General features: G+C 68.8%; 14 protein-coding genes and 1 tRNA gene. 7 read left to right on the forward strand and 8 right to left on the reverse strand.

Annotation, left to right across the window (positions count from 1 at the left end; all coding sequences use genetic code 11):
* Positions 1 to 23 precede the first annotated feature (23 nt).
* The 3 genes from EDC29_RS01905 (at position 24) to EDC29_RS01915 (ending at position 2421) form a co-directional block, all read left to right on the forward strand.
* Positions 24 to 428, forward strand: a complete 405-nt coding sequence (locus tag EDC29_RS01905; protein WP_420870431.1) for a DUF423 domain-containing protein — start codon at positions 24 to 26, stop codon at positions 426 to 428.
* A gap of 3 nt (positions 429 to 431) precedes the next feature.
* Entirely contained in the window at positions 432 to 1163 is a 732-nt protein-coding gene (locus tag EDC29_RS01910) for a 16S rRNA (uracil(1498)-N(3))-methyltransferase (protein ID WP_123139008.1), read from the forward strand.
* Positions 1164 to 1419: 256 nt separating this feature from the next.
* Positions 1420 to 2421 carry a ligand-gated ion channel gene (locus EDC29_RS01915; RefSeq protein ID WP_082805864.1) on the forward strand — a complete coding sequence of 334 codons (1002 nt, stop codon included), beginning with the start codon at positions 1420 to 1422 and terminating at the stop codon, positions 2419 to 2421.
* Positions 2422 to 2489: 68 nt separating this feature from the next.
* On the opposite strand, the gene EDC29_RS01920 is transcribed toward EDC29_RS01915, so the two are convergent.
* Positions 2490 to 2565: transfer RNA gene (locus EDC29_RS01920), tRNA-Asn, on the reverse strand.
* 140 nt (positions 2566 to 2705) lie between these two features.
* Positions 2706 to 3893, reverse strand: a complete 1188-nt coding sequence (locus EDC29_RS01925) for a pyridoxal phosphate-dependent aminotransferase (RefSeq protein ID WP_132228325.1) — start codon at positions 3891 to 3893, stop codon at positions 2706 to 2708.
* A 151-nt stretch (positions 3894 to 4044) separates the two neighbouring features.
* Here EDC29_RS01925 and uvrB point away from each other — a divergent pair, with 151 nt between their 5' ends.
* Positions 4045 to 6054, forward strand: a complete 2010-nt coding sequence (gene uvrB / locus EDC29_RS01930) for an excinuclease ABC subunit UvrB (RefSeq protein WP_123139006.1) — start codon at positions 4045 to 4047, stop codon at positions 6052 to 6054.
* Positions 6055 to 6082: 28 nt separating this feature from the next.
* Positions 6083 to 6907 carry a monofunctional biosynthetic peptidoglycan transglycosylase gene (mtgA, locus tag EDC29_RS01935; protein ID WP_123139005.1) on the forward strand — a complete coding sequence of 275 codons (825 nt, stop codon included), beginning with the start codon at positions 6083 to 6085 and terminating at the stop codon, positions 6905 to 6907.
* Between the two features lie 643 nt (positions 6908 to 7550).
* Here mtgA and EDC29_RS01940 read toward each other — a convergent pair.
* Positions 7551 to 7988: a DUF4124 domain-containing protein gene (locus EDC29_RS01940; protein ID WP_132228327.1), complete on the reverse strand. Its 438-nt coding sequence runs from the start codon at positions 7986 to 7988 to the stop codon at positions 7551 to 7553.
* Between the two features lie 99 nt (positions 7989 to 8087).
* Positions 8088 to 9158 (reverse strand): 3-deoxy-7-phosphoheptulonate synthase, encoded by a 1071-nt coding sequence (locus EDC29_RS01945; RefSeq protein WP_123139003.1) that lies wholly within the window; start codon positions 9156 to 9158, stop codon positions 8088 to 8090.
* Positions 9159 to 9505: 347 nt separating this feature from the next.
* Here EDC29_RS01945 and argS point away from each other — a divergent pair, with 347 nt between their 5' ends.
* A complete protein-coding gene (gene argS, locus EDC29_RS01950) occupies positions 9506 to 11272 on the forward strand; it encodes an arginine--tRNA ligase (RefSeq protein ID WP_132228329.1) in 1767 nt (588 codons plus the stop codon).
* Position 11273: 1 nt separating this feature from the next.
* Positions 11274 to 11864 carry an SPOR domain-containing protein gene (locus EDC29_RS01955; protein ID WP_123139001.1) on the forward strand — a complete coding sequence of 197 codons (591 nt, stop codon included), beginning with the start codon at positions 11274 to 11276 and terminating at the stop codon, positions 11862 to 11864.
* An 18-nt stretch (positions 11865 to 11882) separates the two neighbouring features.
* On the opposite strand, the gene phoU is transcribed toward EDC29_RS01955, so the two are convergent.
* The 4 genes from phoU to EDC29_RS01975 all read right to left on the reverse strand — a co-directional run bounded on the left by phoU (position 11883) and on the right by EDC29_RS01975 (position 15591).
* The gene (phoU, locus tag EDC29_RS01960) at positions 11883 to 12548 is read right to left on the reverse strand and encodes a phosphate signaling complex protein PhoU (RefSeq protein WP_123139000.1); all 666 of its coding nucleotides are present in this window, start codon (positions 12546 to 12548) and stop codon (positions 11883 to 11885) included.
* A 111-nt stretch (positions 12549 to 12659) separates the two neighbouring features.
* Positions 12660 to 14495: a mechanosensitive ion channel family protein gene (locus EDC29_RS01965; protein WP_132228331.1), complete on the reverse strand. Its 1836-nt coding sequence runs from the start codon at positions 14493 to 14495 to the stop codon at positions 12660 to 12662.
* A 114-nt stretch (positions 14496 to 14609) separates the two neighbouring features.
* The gene (locus EDC29_RS01970) at positions 14610 to 14891 is read right to left on the reverse strand and encodes an RnfH family protein (protein WP_123138998.1); all 282 of its coding nucleotides are present in this window, start codon (positions 14889 to 14891) and stop codon (positions 14610 to 14612) included.
* Between the two features lie 13 nt (positions 14892 to 14904).
* Positions 14905 to 15591, reverse strand: a complete 687-nt coding sequence (locus EDC29_RS01975) for an electron transport complex subunit E (RefSeq protein WP_123138997.1) — start codon at positions 15589 to 15591, stop codon at positions 14905 to 14907.
* Positions 15592 to 15596 lie beyond the last annotated feature (5 nt).

Raw genomic sequence — 15596 nt, forward strand, 5'->3', positions numbered from 1 at the left:
TCGGTGGATAACGAGGGGGATCGATGATGCATCCGGCACGACCCTGGCTGGTCGTCGGCGCGCTCTGCGGGCTGACGAGCGTGGCGCTCGGCGCCTTCGGCGCGCACGGACTCGATGGCCGGGTCGAGCCGCGCATGCTGGCCAACTGGCACACCGCCGCCGACTATCTCGCCACCCACGCCCTGGCGATCCTGGTCTGTGGCGCCTTGCTGGTGGCGCGCCCGCGCGCCGCTGGCGTCGCTCTCGCCGCCTGGCTGTTTTTCGCCGGCATCGCCCTGTTCAGCGGCAGCCTGTTCGCGCTGGTGCTCAGCGGGGTGCGGGGGCTGGGCATGGTCACCCCGATCGGCGGTATGCTGCTGCTCGGCGGCTGGCTGGCCCTGGCCTTCGCCGGCTGGCGTCTGGCCGGTGGGCGTGATCACGGGGGCTGAGCCGTGCGCATCCCTCGCGTCCATGTCGACCAGCCGCTGACCGACGGCGCCGACTGCGCCCTGCCCAGCGGTCCCGCGCGTCATCTGGCGCAGGTGCTGCGCCTCGGCCCCGGGGCCGAGGTGGTGCTCTTCGACGGCAGCGGTCACGACTTCCCCGCCACCATCACCCACAGCGGGCGCGAGGGCGTGCAGGTGCGCCTCGGCGCGCCTGGTCCCGTCGAGCCCGCGCCCCGGCTCGAGATCCATCTCGCCCTCGGCGTCTCCAAGGGCGAGCGCATGGACTTCGCGTTGCAGAAGGCCGTGGAGCTTGGCGTCACCCGCATCACCCCGCTGCGTACCGAGCGCAGCGTGGTGCGGCTCGACGGGGCGCGGCTGGCGCGTCGTCTCGACCACTGGCGCGGGGTGATCGTCAGCGCCTGCGAGCAGAGCGGTCGTCGCCGCCTGCCCCGGCTCGACGACCTGCAGGCGCTGCCCGACTGGCTCCCCGCCGGCTGGCCCGGCGGTCTCATCCTCGATCCTCGCGCCGAGCGCGCGCTCACCGCACTCACCCCGCCCGAGACCGGCGTCACCCTGTTGATCGGTCCCGAAGGCGGTCTGAGCGAGCGCGAGATCAATCAGGCCCGCGCTCAGGGCTTCACCGGCGTGCGTCTCGGTCCCCGCATCCTCCGCACCGAGACCGCTCCCCTGGCCGCCATCGCGCTGATCCAGGGGCTGTGGGGCGACCTCGGGGACTGATCCCGGGCGCCGGCCGTTAGCGACCAGCCGAATCGAACCGCAAAGACGCGAAGCGCGCAAAGAAGACGATCGGCTTCCAATCGCCGGCCTCCAGTGGGCATTGCATTCAGCCGTACTGGTCGCTGCAACCCAATCAACTGTTTTTGCTTGGCGTCCTTCGCGTCTTTGCGGTCCAATCCCTTGGCGGCTCGTCTTGTGTACGATCCCGGCGAGCCGCTATCCTCCAGGTTGACTCCCGTCGCCCGAGGTCGTGCCGATGCATCGCCTGTTGCTGCTGCTGTGTCTGCTGTTGCTGTCGGGTTGGGTCGTGGCCGGGGAGGGGGCCGACGGGCCGACCGTGGTGCGGATCGGGGTGACGCTGGACCAGATCGTCGGGATCGACCAGAAGGCCGAGAATTTCTCCGCCGTCTATACCCTGCGGGTACGTTATCGCGAGCCGGCGCTGGCCTATGAGCCGACGCCCGGGGCGCCGCCGTTTCGCATGCTGACCTTTGCCAAGACGATGGAGAGGTTACAGGCGCAGGGGGTGGTGTGGCCGGGGATGTTCCTGGCCAATCAGCAGGGGCGGCACGACCTGAGCCGCCAGGGGATACGCCTCTACCCCGATGGCGAGGTGCACTATATCGAGCGCGCAACGGCGGTGTTCCAGGCCCCGGACTTCGATTTCCGCGATTTCCCCTTCGACAGCCAGTCGTTCTACATCCGGGCGGAGTCCTTGCTCCCCGACTCGCTGTTCGTCTTCGAGCTTCTGCCCGAGCATATCGGGGTCGGCGACCAGCTCGGCGAGGAGGAATGGCAGGTGTTCGATTCGGCGGCGGTGGTCGACACCGTCACCGGTGCCGACGGACTCGGTTACTCGCGCTTCTCGCTCGGCTTCCAGGCCAACCGTCACCTGCTCTATTACGTGGTGCGCATCTTCGTGCCGATGCTGATCATCCTGGTGGTCTCGTGGAGCACCTTCCGCCTCAAGGACTACATGAAGCGTATCGACATCGGCATCACCGTGCTGCTGTTGCTGATCGCCTTCAACTTCACCCTGGGCAACGACCTGCCGAGGCTGGGCTATCTCACCGCGGTCGATGCCTTCATCGCCGGCACCTTCGTGATCACCGGGGCGGTGATCCTGGTCAACGTGCAGTTGCGGATCTGGCAGCACCAGAAGCGCGAGCGCGAGGCCGAGCGGCTCGATCGTCTCGCCCGCATCGGCTACTGGCCGGCCTATCTGGTGGGGATGTCGACGGCCCTGCTGTTGCTCTGAGCGGGGCGAAACCGACAGACAGACAAGAAAAAAGGGCTGATCCGTGAGGATCAGCCCTTTTTCGTATTTGGCTCCCTGGGACGGGCTCGAACCGCCGACCTAGTGATTAACAGTCACCCGCTCTACCGACTGAGCTACCAGGGAATGTCTTGAGCCGATAATGTTAGTGGGGATGCGCTGATGCGTCAAGCATGGATTCGATTGCTGTGTTCGATCGCATGCCGTTTTCGCTTGCCTCTGACCGATGACTCGGCGCCCCGGCGGACGGGACGCCGGGGCGGGTCTCAGCCGGCGCAGGCGTTGGCGATACGCTCGAGCGCCTGTTCCAGGTTCTCGCGGCTGGTGGCGATCGACAGTCGGACGTAGCCGGGCAGGCCGAAGGCGGTGCCGGGCACCAGGGCGACGCCGGCGGTCTCGATCAGGAACTCGGCCAGCTCGAGGTCGGTGTTGATGTTGGGCATGCGATCGATCAGCCCCTGCACCTTGGGGAAGACATAGAAGGTGCCGTCGGTGGGCAGGCACTCGATGCCCTCGATCGCGTTGAGTCGCTCGACGACCAGGTCGTGACGCGCCTTGAAGGCGACGAGCATCTCGCCGATGCACGCCTGCGGGCCTTCGAGCGCGGCCTGGGCGGCGGCCTGCGAGATCGAGGCCGGGTTGGAGGTGCTCTGCGACTGCACCTTCTTCATCGCCTTGATGATGTCGGCCGGGCCGGCGGCGTAGCCGATGCGCCAGCCGGTCATCGAGTAGGCCTTGGAGACACCGTTGAGCACCAGGGTGCGCGGGGCAAGGTCGGGGCAGGCGTTGAGGATGTTGACGAAGGGCGCATCGCTCCAACGGATGTGCTCGTACATGTCGTCGCTGGCGATCACCGCGCGCGGGAAGTCACGCAGCACCTCGCCGAGGGCCTCGAGCTCGTCGCGGCTGTAGGCCATGCCGGTGGGGTTGGAGGGGCTGTTGATGACCACCAGCCGGGTCTGCTCGGTCATCGCCGCGCGCAGCTGCGCCGGGGTGATCTTGAACGACTGGTCGGCGGCGGCGTGGATGAACACCGGGGCGGCACCGGCGAGCAGCGACATGTCGGGGTAGGAGACCCAGTAGGGGGCGGGGATCACCACCTCGTCGCCCGGATCGAGCAGCGCCTGGGCGAGGTTGAAGAAGCTCTGCTTACCGCCGCAGGAGACCAGGATCTGCTCGGCGGTGAAGTCGAACCCGTTGTCGCGCTTGAACTTGTCGATGATCGCCTGCTTGAGCCCGGCGGTGCCGTCGACGGCGGTGTACTTGGTGAAGCCGTTCTCGATCGCGGCGATGGCGGCGGCCTTGATGTGTTCGGGGGTGTCGAAGTCGGGTTCACCGGCACCGAGTCCGATCACGTCCTTGCCCTCGGCGCGCAGCGCATTGGCGCGGGCGGTGATGGCGAGTGTGGCAGACGGCTTGACGGCCTGGACGCGGGCGGCGAGTTTGGTGCTCATCAGCGATGATCTCTGGGGTCCTGGGGTGGCTGGATTTGATTGTTGCAACTGCCAATAATAGCGAAACGCCGGACGCCCGGCATCTCGCGCGATGGCCGTGGATCGCGGTCGCTGCGGGGTGCCGTCGCCATCAGCAGACGAGGCCCCTTGCATGTCCGCCAGACCTTTCCAGCTCGAAGCCCGGTTCGCACCCGCGGGCGATCAGCCAGCAGCCATCGAACGCCTGGTCGCCGGCCTCGAGGACGGCGAGGCCGGGCAGACCCTGCTCGGGGTGACCGGTTCGGGCAAGACCTTCACCATCGCCAACGTCATCGACCGGGTGCAGCGCCCGACCCTGGTACTGGCGCCGAACAAGACCCTCGCCGCCCAGCTCTACGGCGAGATGCGCGAGTTCTTCCCGCACAACGCCGTCGAGTACTTCGTCTCCTACTACGACTACTACCAGCCCGAGGCCTATGTCCCGGCCACGGATACCTATATCGAGAAGGACGCGGCGATCAACGAGCACGTCGAGCAGATGCGGCTGTCGGCGACCAAGGCGCTGCTGGAGCGGCGCGATGTGGTGATCGTCGCCACCGTCTCGTCGATCTACGGGCTCGGTGACCCGAGCGCCTATCTGAAGATGGTGCTGCTGCTCAAGCGCGGCGATCTGGTCGATCAGCGCGCCATCCTGCGTCGTCTCGCCGACCTGCAGTACCAGCGCAACGAGGTCGAGCTGCAGCGCGGCTGCTACCGGGTGCGCGGCGACGTGATCGATATCTATCCGGCCGAGTCCGACGACGAGGCGGTGCGGGTGGAGCTGTTCGACGACGAGATCGAGTCGCTGTCGCTGTTCGACCCGCTCACCGGCGCGGTGCGCCAGCAGGTGGCGCGCTACACCGTCTACCCCAAGACCCACTACGCCACGCCGCGCGAGACCATCCTCCAGGCCGTCGAGCAGATCAAGCCGGAGCTGCGCGAGCGCCTCGCGGTGCTGCGCGAGCAGGGCAAGCTGGTCGAGGCGCAGCGGCTCGAACAGCGCACCCAGTTCGACCTGGAGATGATGGTCGAGGTCGGCTACTGCCAGGGCATCGAGAACTACAGTCGCTATCTCTCCGGGCGCGCCCCCGGCGAGCCGCCGCCGACCCTCTACGACTACCTGCCGCACGACGCCCTGGTGGTGATCGACGAGAGCCATGTCACCGTGCCCCAGCTCGGCGGCATGTACCGGGGTGATCGCTCGCGCAAGGAGAACCTGGTCGACTACGGCTTCCGCCTGCCCTCGGCGCTCGACAACCGGCCGCTGCGCTTCGAGGAGTTTCGCGCGCGCCAGCCGCAGACCATCTATGTCTCGGCCACCCCGCGCGCCTTCGAGCTGGAGCACTCGGGCGTGGTCGTCGAGCAGGTGGTGCGTCCCACCGGGCTGGTCGACCCCGAGCTCGAGGTGCGCCCGGCGCTGACCCAGGTCGACGACCTGCTCTCCGAGATCCACGCCCGGGTCGCGGTCGACGAACGCGTGCTGGTGACCACCCTCACCAAGCGCATGGCCGAGGACCTCACCGATTACCTCACCGAGCACGAGGTGCGGGTGCGCTATCTGCACTCCGACATCGATACCGTCGAGCGCGTCGAGATCATCCGCGATCTGCGGCTCGGCGCCTTCGACGTGCTGGTCGGCATCAACCTGCTGCGCGAGGGGCTGGACATGCCCGAGGTCTCGCTGGTCGCCGTCCTCGACGCCGACAAGGAAGGGTTCCTGCGCTCGACCGATTCGCTGATCCAGACCATCGGTCGCGCCGCGCGCAATGCCAACGGCAAGGCGATCCTCTACGCCGACAGCGTCACCGCCTCGATGCGCCGGGCGATCGACGAGACCGAGCGCCGCCGCGCCAAGCAGCTCGCCGCCAATGCCGCCAACGGCATCACCCCGCAGACCATCCGCAAGGCGGTGGCCGACATCATGGAGGCGGCCACTCCGGGCGCGCCGCTGCCGGCGCGTGACTATGCTGCGGTGGCCGACGAGGTGGCCGAGTACGCCGCGCTCACCCCGCAGCAGCTGGCCAAGCGGATCAAGGCGCTGGAGAAGACCATGTACCAGCACGCCAAGGACCTGGAGTTCGAGCAGGCGGCGGCGGTGCGCGACCAGATCCGCGCGCTGCAGACCCGGGGGCTGGCGGGCTGAGCACGGGCATGGGTGCGACACTGCGACGATGAGCGAGCAGGAGCGGCGGGAGGCCGGCGCGGTCGATGCCCCCGGGCCGGGCATGGCGAGCGCCGCGGCCGAGGCGCCCGGGTCGTCGCCGTCGCGGCTCCGGAGCATGCCCGGGCGCGCGCGCTGCTGGCTGCGCCGCTGCGGTCGCGGGTTACTGGTGCTGGCCGTCACCGGCGTGCTCGGCTCGGCGCTGCTCGTCGGGGCGCTGCGCTGGGTCGATCCGCCGGCCTCGGCGTTCATGCTCCAGCACGCCTACAACCTGTGGCGACTCGATCAGTCACCGCCCTATTACCATCATTGCTGGGTGCCCTGGAGCGAGCTCCCGCCGCCGCTGCGACTGGCGGCGATCAGTGGTGAGGATCAGCGCTTTCCGACCCATCTCGGCTTCGACCTGATCGAGATCCGTCACGCCCTCGCCGCCCATCGCCAGGGCGGCGCGTTGCGCGGCGCCAGCACCATCACCCAGCAGACGGCCAAGAACCTCTTCCTGTGGCCGGGGCAGGGCTGGGGGCGCAAGGCGATCGAGGCCTGGTTCACCTTGTTGCTCGAGGTGCTGTGGTCGAAGGAGCGCATCCTCGAGGTCTATCTCAACATCATCCAGTTCAGCCCCAGCACCTATGGCGCCGGGGCGGCCAGCGTGCGCTACTTCGGCCACCCGGCGCGCACCCTGACGCTGGAGGAGTCGGCGCTGCTCATCGGCGTGCTGCCGGCCCCCGGTCACTACCGTCTCGACCGCCCCTCGGAGCGGTTGCGCCGCCGCGCCGACTGGATCATCGACCAGTCCTCGCGTCTTGGCGGCGAGCGTTATCTGGGGCGGCTCTGAGGTTCAGCGATCAGCCGTCAGCTACCAGCCGCCAGCCACCAGCCGCCAGCCGCCAGCGGGCGTTTTTCCTCACCCTCGCCACGAACACCAGGTGCCATCGCCGTAGGATGGGCAAAGCGCAGCGTGCCCATCGCGGGGGGAGCGATCAGCGCCCAGCCACCAGCCGCCAGGGGTAGCGATCAGCGCCCAGCCTTCAGTCGCCAGCTGCCAGCCTCCAGTGAGGGGGCTGGGTTGTCTCGTCGCGTCGCGGTTGACCGTACGCCGACACCGGAGGCTGTTTGCTGAAGGCTGGTCGCTCTCTTCGCGTCCTTTGTGTCTTGGCGGTTCAATCTTCATTGAACCGCCAAGATGCTGTCTTGCTCGTCAATCGCCGATCATGCACACCAGCCTCGCCGACTGGAGGCTGATCGCTGGAAGCTGATTCGAACCGCAAAGGCGCCAAGAGCGCGAAGATGAAGGAAGGCTTCCAGCTGCCAGCCTCCAGTGAGGGGGCTGGGTTGTCTCGTCGCGTCGCGGTTGACCGCACACCGACACCGGAGACTGTTTGCTGAAGGCTGGTCGCTCTCTTCGCGTCCTTTGGGACTTTGCGGTTCAATATCTCCCGGCGGCTGGCGGCTGGCGGCTGGCGGCTGGCAGCCCGTCCTCAGGGGCCGCAATACCGCTCGACCTGGGCGCGGTGGTGTTCGAGCATCTGCTCGCGGTAGCGCTGTTCGCTGCGGTCGCGGTAGGTGGCGCGGGCGGTCTGTTCCCAGCGCGCGACCTGGGCACGGTGACGGGCGCATTTGGCCCGATCCACTGCCGTGGGGGTTGATGTCTTGCGCGGCGCGTCGGTGGAAGTGCGCTCGGTCGGGGGTGGGGCGAGCCGTTCGAGCTGGCTGCCGACCGACATCCTCGGGTCGTTGGCGGCGCGGGCGTTGCCGTCGGGGCTGCGGGTGTCGAGCTCGATGCTGCCCCCCGAACTTGCGGCGTCACAGGGCGTTTGCTGGTAACTGGTATGACCGGCGGCGTCGACGCAACGATACAGCTCGGCCTGGGCGTCGAGGGCCGCGACCGCGCAGAGCAGCGCGATGGCGCCTTTCATGCTTGATCCTCCCTCCGCTGGAATCACATGGCGGGGCTCAGTGCCCCGCCATGTCGGAGCTTAGTCGGGATCCCCGGCGCGCGTGAGAGGCCGGCGGTCTCAGTCGCGCCCGCGGGCGCGGGCGGCGCGGCGCTGCTCCACGGCGTCGGCCAGTGCCTGGAGCATGGGCTCGGTGTCGTCCCAGCCGACACAGGCGTCGGTGATGCTCTGGCCGTGGACCAACCCCTTGCCGTCACCGAGGTTCTGCCGCCCGGCGACCAGGTTGCCCTCGATCATCGCGCCGATGATGCACTGCTCGCCGCGCGCCACCTGTCCGGCCACGTCCTGACAGACGCGCACCTGCTTCTCCGGCTTCTTGCGGCTGTTGGCGTGGCTGCAGTCGATCATGACCTTCGGCGTCAGCCCGGACTCGACGATCTGGTCGGCGGCGATGTGCACGCTCTCGGTGTCGTAGTTCGGACGCTGGCCGCCGCGCAGGATGACATGGGTGTCGACGTTGCCGGTGGTGCTGAAGATCGCCGAGCGTCCCTCCTTGGTCACCGACATGAACACATGGGGACGGGCGGCGGCGTGGATGGCGTCGATCGCCACCTTGACGTCACCGTTGGTGGCGTTCTTGAAGCCGACCGGGCAGGACAGCCCGGAGGTCAGCTCGCGATGGCCCTGGCTCTCGGTGGTGCGCGCGCCGATCGCGCCCCAGCTGATCAGATCGGCGATGTACTGGGGGCTGATCAGGTCGAGGAACTCGGTGCCGGCGGGCATGCCCATGTCGTTGAGATCGAGCAGCAGCTTGCGGGCGATGCCCAGCCCCTGGTTGATCTCGAAGCTGCCGTCGAGTCCGGGGTCGTTGATCAGCCCCTTCCAGCCGACGGTGGTGCGCGGCTTCTCGAAATAGACCCGCATCACCACCTGCAACTGCTCGGCGAAGCGCTCGCGCAGCGGCTTGAGCTTGCGGGCGTACTCGATCGCGGCGTCGGGGTCGTGCACCGAGCAGGGACCGATGATCACCAGCAGACGATCGTCCTCGCCGTGGAGGATGCGCTGGATCGCGTGACGGGTGCCATAGACGGTCGCCGAGGCGGCCTCGGAGAGCGGAAACTCCTCGTGCAACGCCTTCGGTGAGCGGACTTCTTTGATTTCGCGGATGCGCAGGTCGTCGGTCTGGTACATGGGCATGGGCGTTGCTGGATTGTCGATGGAGCGAAGCATTATAAACCGAAGCGTGTAGGTCGCTGCGCCGGAGATGACCGTCGAGCGCCGCTCGACCGGCATGTCCGCCGTACCTTGGGGGCAGGCGCGGATTCCACGCTCGCGCCGCTGCCGCCCGGCGTCGCGTCTCCCTCGTGGCGACGGATTCGGGTATGCTTAGACGGGATCAGGGCTGCCGCCCGATCGATCCGGCGCCCGAGCACTTTCCATCTCCATTGCGGCTTGCGCCGCCGATTGCCGGTCCCGGCCCCGTCCCAGGGGTCGTGCGGATCCTGCGTCGGCGCGGCGCGGCCTGGTCGTAGGCCTGCATGAAGCAAGACATCATCGAACTCATCCGCGACGCCCTCGGGCGTCTCGTCGCAGACGGCACCCTCGCGCTCGAGGCGCTGCCCGAGCCCCAGCTCGATCGCACCAGGGATCCGGCCCACGGCGACTTCGCCACCAACATCGCCATGGTGCTGGCCAAGCAGGCGCGCACCAAGCCGCGCGACCTGGCGCAGCGACTGGTCGAGGCGCTGCCCGCCTCCGCCGCCGTGGCGCGGGTCGAGATCGCCGGTCCCGGCTTCATCAACTTCTTCCTCACCGAGGCCGCCTACCACGCCCTGGTGCCGCAGATCATGACCGCCGGGCCCGACTACGGGCGCAGCCAGGTCGGCGCCGGACGTCGGGTGCAGGTCGAGTTCGTCTCGGCCAATCCCACCGGACCGCTGCACGTCGGTCACGGTCGTGGCGCGGCCTACGGCAGCGTGGTCGCCGATCTGCTCGCCGCGGTCGGCTTCGACGTCCACCGCGAGTACTACGTCAACGACGCCGGTCGCCAGATGGACATCCTCGGCACCTCGGTGTGGCTGCGCTATCTCGAGCTCTGCGGCGAGGAGCTGACCTTCCCGAGCAACGGCTACAAGGGCGATTACGTCTGGGACATCGCCGCGACCCTGCACCGCGAGCACGGCGACGCCTACCGGGTGGCCGCCGATGCGGTCTTCGCCGGGGTGGCGGCGGATGACGACGGTGCCGGCGGCGGTGACAAGGAGGCGCACATCGACGACCTGATCGCGGCCGCCAAGCGTCTGCTCGGCGACAACCGCTATCGCTTCGTCTTCGAGCTCGGGCTCAACACCATCCTCGACGACATCCGCGACGATCTCGCCGGCTTCGGCGTCGACTATCAGGAGTGGTACTCCGAGCGCACGCTCACCGAGAGCGGTGCGGTCAACAAGGCCATCGAGCGGCTGCGCGCGTCCGGGCACGTCTACGAGCAGAACGGCGCGCTCTGGTTCCGCTCCACCGACTTCGGCGACGAGAAGGACCGGGTGGTGGTGCGCGACAACGGCCAGACCACCTACTTCGCCTCCGACATCGCCTATCACATGGACAAGCTCGAGCGCGGCTTCGAGCGGGTGATCGACATCTGGGGCGCCGACCACCACGGCTATGTGCCGCGGGTGAAGGCCGCGCTCGAGGCGCTCGGCGACGATGCCAGCCGTCTCGAGGTGCTGCTGGTGCAGTTCGCCATCCTCTATCGCGGCGGCGAGAAGGCGCAGATGTCGACGCGCTCGGGCGAGTTCGTCACCCTGCGTCAGCTGCGCGAGGAGGTCGGGCGCGACGCGGCGCGCTTTTTCTACGTCATGCGTCGCTGCGAGCAGCATCTCGACTTCGATCTCGACCTGGCCAAGTCCGAGTCCTCGGACAACCCGGTCTACTACGTCCAGTACGCCCACGCCCGCGTCTGCAGCGTGCTGCGCCAGGCCGCCGAGCGCGGCATCGGCATCGAGCCGAGCGCCGGCACCAGCCATCTCGATCGCCTGGTCGAGCCCCAGGAGCAGGCGCTGCTGCGCTCCATCGCGCGCTATCCGGAGGTGGTCGAGGGCGCTGCGCTCAAGGCCGAACCGCATCAGCTCACCCACTATCTGCGCGATCTCGCCAACGAGCTGCACACCTATTACAACGCCCACCAGTTCCTGGTCGATGACGCTGCGCTGCGCGATGCCCGGATCAAGCTGATCCTCGCCGTGCGTCAGGTGCTGCGCAATGGCCTGGGGCTGCTCGGGGTGAGCGCGCCGGAGAACATGTGAGATGACCAGGGACTACCGACGCAGTGGCGCGACCCGCCCCAGCCCGAAGCGCCAGCAGTCGCGCTCCTGCGTCTGGTGGTTCCTGTTCGGGGCCCTGCTCGGTGCCTTCGGCGCCAGCCTGTACTGGATGCCCGAGCCCGAGGTGGGCGCGGAGACTGGCGAGCGCGCGGCGCCGGCCTCGCGTCCGGTGCCGGTGCAGCCCGACTTTCAGTTCCCCACGCTGTTGCGCGACGCCGAGGTCGAGATCGAGACCGACGCCCCGCCACCCCCGCCGCCGGCCCCTCGTCCCCAGCCAGAGCCGCCGCCCCAGCCGCAGACCCCGCCGCCATCGGCCAGCCTCGAGCGCCCCGCCGCCACTGGCGGCTATGTCGTCCAGGCCGGCTCGTTCAAGCGCAATGCCGATGCCGAGACGCTGCGCGCCGAACTCGCTCTGCTCGGCCTCTCCAGCCGGATCGAGCGCGTCACCCTCGACAGCGGCGCGGTCTATCACCGGGTGCGTCTCGGTCCCTACGCCAACAAGGCCGATGCCGAGCGGGTGCGCGCCCAGCTGCAGCGCGCCGGCAAGGATGGGCTGACGCTGCCGGCGCGCTAGTCGCCGGCGCGCGCGCACTCAATCCAGGTCGGGGGTCTTGCCCGAGGCGACATAGATCGCGCGCTCGGCGACATTGGTCGCGCGGTCGGCGACCCGCTCGTAGTTGTGGGCGATCCACAGCAACTGGGTCCCGGTGACGGCGAACTCGGGGTCCTCGCGCATCCGCTCCAACACCTGCTCGATGAAGGCGTGCTCGTCGCGGTCGACCTGCTCCTCGGCGGCCACCGCCGCGCGCGCGCGCGCCTCGTCGCCGTTGGCGGCGAACACCTCGAGGGTGGCCTCGAGCATCGCGATTGCGGTGCCCGCCAGCTCGCCGATCGCCGCCACCGGCTCGGCGGGGAAGGGCGTCGCGCCGCGCTTGACGAGGAGACGGGCGACGTCGGCAGCATAGTCGCCGATGCGCTCGAGTTCACCGGCCAGCTCCATGCACGCACCGACGGCGCGCAGATCGACGCCGGCGGGCTTGTAGGCGGCCAGGGTCACCAGGCATTCCTGTTCGAGCAGGCGGCGCTGCTGGTTGATCTCGGCGTCGTCGGCGATGATTTGCGCGGCGCGCGCCGGATCGTGCTGCTCGAGACAGTCGACCGAGTGGCGCAGTGCCGTGAGCGCGAGCCGTCCCAGCCCATCGACGGCATCTTGCAGGTGGGCGCGCTGTTTCTGCACCAGGGTCAGGCTGTCGGTCATCGAATCGATCCTCATGCTTGGGGAAGTCGTGTCGACGCCACCGGCGCCGACATGCCAACGTTCCATCTTCGCACAGGGATGTTGCGAATTTGCGGCGGCGGTCGCCGCGGGTCAGGTCTCCTCGTGCGGGGGCGTGTGGAGCCCGAGCCCGCGCGGGCGGCCCTGCCGTCCGCCGGGACCGAAGTCGCGGGCGATCTCGACGAGCTGCTCGGCGGGCAGTGGGGTCGCCGGCGCGCGCGGCCGCTCGGGCGTGGCGTCGATCTCCAGCGTCTGGGTGGGGAAGGCGAACGCGACGCCGAGCTGCTCGGCCAGACGCACCACCTCCAGCAACACGCGCTGGCGCTCGACCAGCTCGGTCGCCCAGTCGGGCACGGTGAGGAAGAAATAGAGCATGACCGTGATGCCGTGTGCGCCGAGGTCGCTCACCACCACGTGGAAACCGTCCTTGCGGGTCGCCGGGTTGGCGCGGATGACCCCCTTGATACCCTCGAGAAAGGCCTCGACACGCTCCGGCGGGGTGTCGTAGCGCAGATCGATGGTGGTGTAGACGCGGCGGTGGTCGCGCTTGCCCATGTTGTCGATGGTGGCATTCATGGTGTAGGCGTTGGGCACCGCCAGCACCGAGTCGTAGAAGGTGCGGATGCGGGTGCTGCGAAAGCCGATGTCCTCGACCGTGCCCTCGTAGTTCCCCATCTTGATCCAGTCGCCGATGCGGAAGGGGCGGTCGAACATGATCGCCAGCGAGCCGAACAGGTTGGCGAGGGTCTCGCGCGCGGCGAGCGCCACCGCCAGGCCGCCGACCCCGAGCCCGGTGATCACCGAATAGGCGGGCAGGCCGATGCGTTGGGCGCCGTCGATCACCAGTGCGGCGATGGCGATGATGCTCAGCAGGCGGAAGCCGAGCCGCAGCAGTTGGCTGTCGATGCCGCGCGGGCGCAGCCGGCGCGAGCGGATGATCGCCTCGGCGCTCTGGTTGAGCAGCAACGCCACCAGCCAGGCGAGCACGGTGTAGAGCACCAGCACGAAGCCCTGTTTGACGGTGATCACCACCGCGCCGGTGAGGTTGATCTGGACGTCGATCAGGTATTCGAGCCCCTGCAGCAGGAGCGCCACCGCGCCGAGCGCGAGGATGGTGCCACCCCGCCTGGAGGTGTCCGTGCGCCGCTGGTCGGCGCGCCGACCGGCGCGCAGCAGCGCGCTGGCGAGCAGCGCGCCGAGACCAAGCGCGACGCCGGTGGCGAGCCACTGCCACAGGGTCTGACCGAGCCATTGCCGGGTCAGCCAGTCCGGCAGCGTCCGCCCCCAGTCGAGGCTGAGTCCGCGCCCCGGGGTGGAGATGTAGGCGTCGTAGAGTCCAGGGGTGGCCTCGGGCAGGTAGGGCAGCGCGGCCACCCGGTCATAGTCGTCCTCGAGACGGTCGAGCGTCCCCGGGGTGAACAGGAACTCGCCCGCGCGAGGCCCGCTCTCGACCCGGGCGATAATGATCTCGGTGTTGGGGATGCGCCAGCGGGTGAGGTCGTGCCGCTCGACCGAGCGCGCGTCCGGGACCTCGGCGAGCGCCGGCAGTCCGACCCGGTCGATGATCTCCTTGAGCAGCAGCGCGCGCTCGATGCCGATGTTGGCGGCAAGGCGCTCGGGGATCTCGCTGAGGTTGAGGGTACGCGCCGCCCGTTGCAGCGGCACCAGGGTGTCGTTGCGTGGCCGTGCCGGATCGAGGGCGATGGCGTGGACGCGCTCGAGGTTGGTCAGCAGGCTCTGCAGCGTCGCCCTGGGGCTCGAGGTATCGGGAGGTCGCAGCGGGTTGGCGGCGGAGGCGATTGCCGCCGGCGGGTTGGCCGGGACGGGTGCGACCGGCAGCCAGACGAGACCGAGCAGGGCGATGAGGCCGAGCGTGCCGCGCCAGCGTGTGGATGGTGCTCGCCCCGTGATCCCCGGTCGTGCGTCCATCCGCCATCTCCTGATGTCCATTCCCGCGCTCCCGTAGCTGACGGACCCTTGCCCGCCTCGGCTTGGGGTATAGCCCGCCACCGTCCCCTTTGCAAATGCAATGAGGGTCGCGGCTCAGTCCCGGTCGCGTCGTTCGATGGTCTCGGGGTCGGCGTCGATCGGACGATAGATCTCCACCCGCTCCTCGGGTGCGAGTGTCCGCTCGAGGGTGACGAAGCGGCCGAAGATCCCGACCCGATTGATCTCCAGGTCGATCTCGGGGAAGCGTTCGAGCATCCCCGATCGCGCGATCGCCTCGCCCACCGTGGTCTCCTCCGGCACCTCGATCCTCAGCCAGGCGCGTTGCTCCTTGCTGGCATAGGCGACGCCGATTCGCATGCTGTTTTTCTCTGCCATCGTTCGCTCTCGCTCAGACCGGTGCCGCGGTTGCGCCACGGGCGCGGATGCGGGCACGTCGGGTATCGATCAACCGCTTGCCCGCGAGCATGAAGCCGAGGGCGAGGAAGCCGCCGGGGGGCAGGATCGCGAGCAGGAAGCCGGGGTAGTCGGGGATCAGGGTCAGTTCGAGGAAGGCCATCGATTCGCCGAGCAACAACGAGGCGTCGGCGAACAGGGTGGCGCTGCCGATGATCTCGCGCACCGCGCCGAGCGCGACCAGCACCAGGGTGAAACCGATGCCCATCATCAGCCCGTCGAAGGCCGAGGGCAGCACCGGGTTGCGCGAGGCGAAGGACTCGGCGCGCCCGAGGATGGCGCAGTTGGTGACGATCAGCGGGATGAACAGCCCGAGCACCTTGTGCAGGTCGTGCAGCCAGGCGTTCATCGCCAGGTCGACCAGGGTGACCAGCACCGCGATCACCAGGATGAACACCGGGATGCGGACCTCCGGGGTCACCAGCGAGCGCACCAGCGCCACCAGCACCCCGGAGAGGGTCATCACCAGGGTACTGGCCAGCCCCAGCCCGAGCCCGTTGGTGGCGGTGGCGGTGACCGCCAGCAGCGGACAGAGCGCGAGCGCCTGTCCGAGCACCACGTTGTTGTTCCAGATCCCGTCGGCGGCGATACGCCGCCAGTCGGTGGGTTGCGGTTGCGACATCGGGG

This window comes from Marichromatium gracile, from assembly GCF_004343155.1.
GTDB classification, from domain to species: domain Bacteria; phylum Pseudomonadota; class Gammaproteobacteria; order Chromatiales; family Chromatiaceae; genus Marichromatium; species Marichromatium gracile.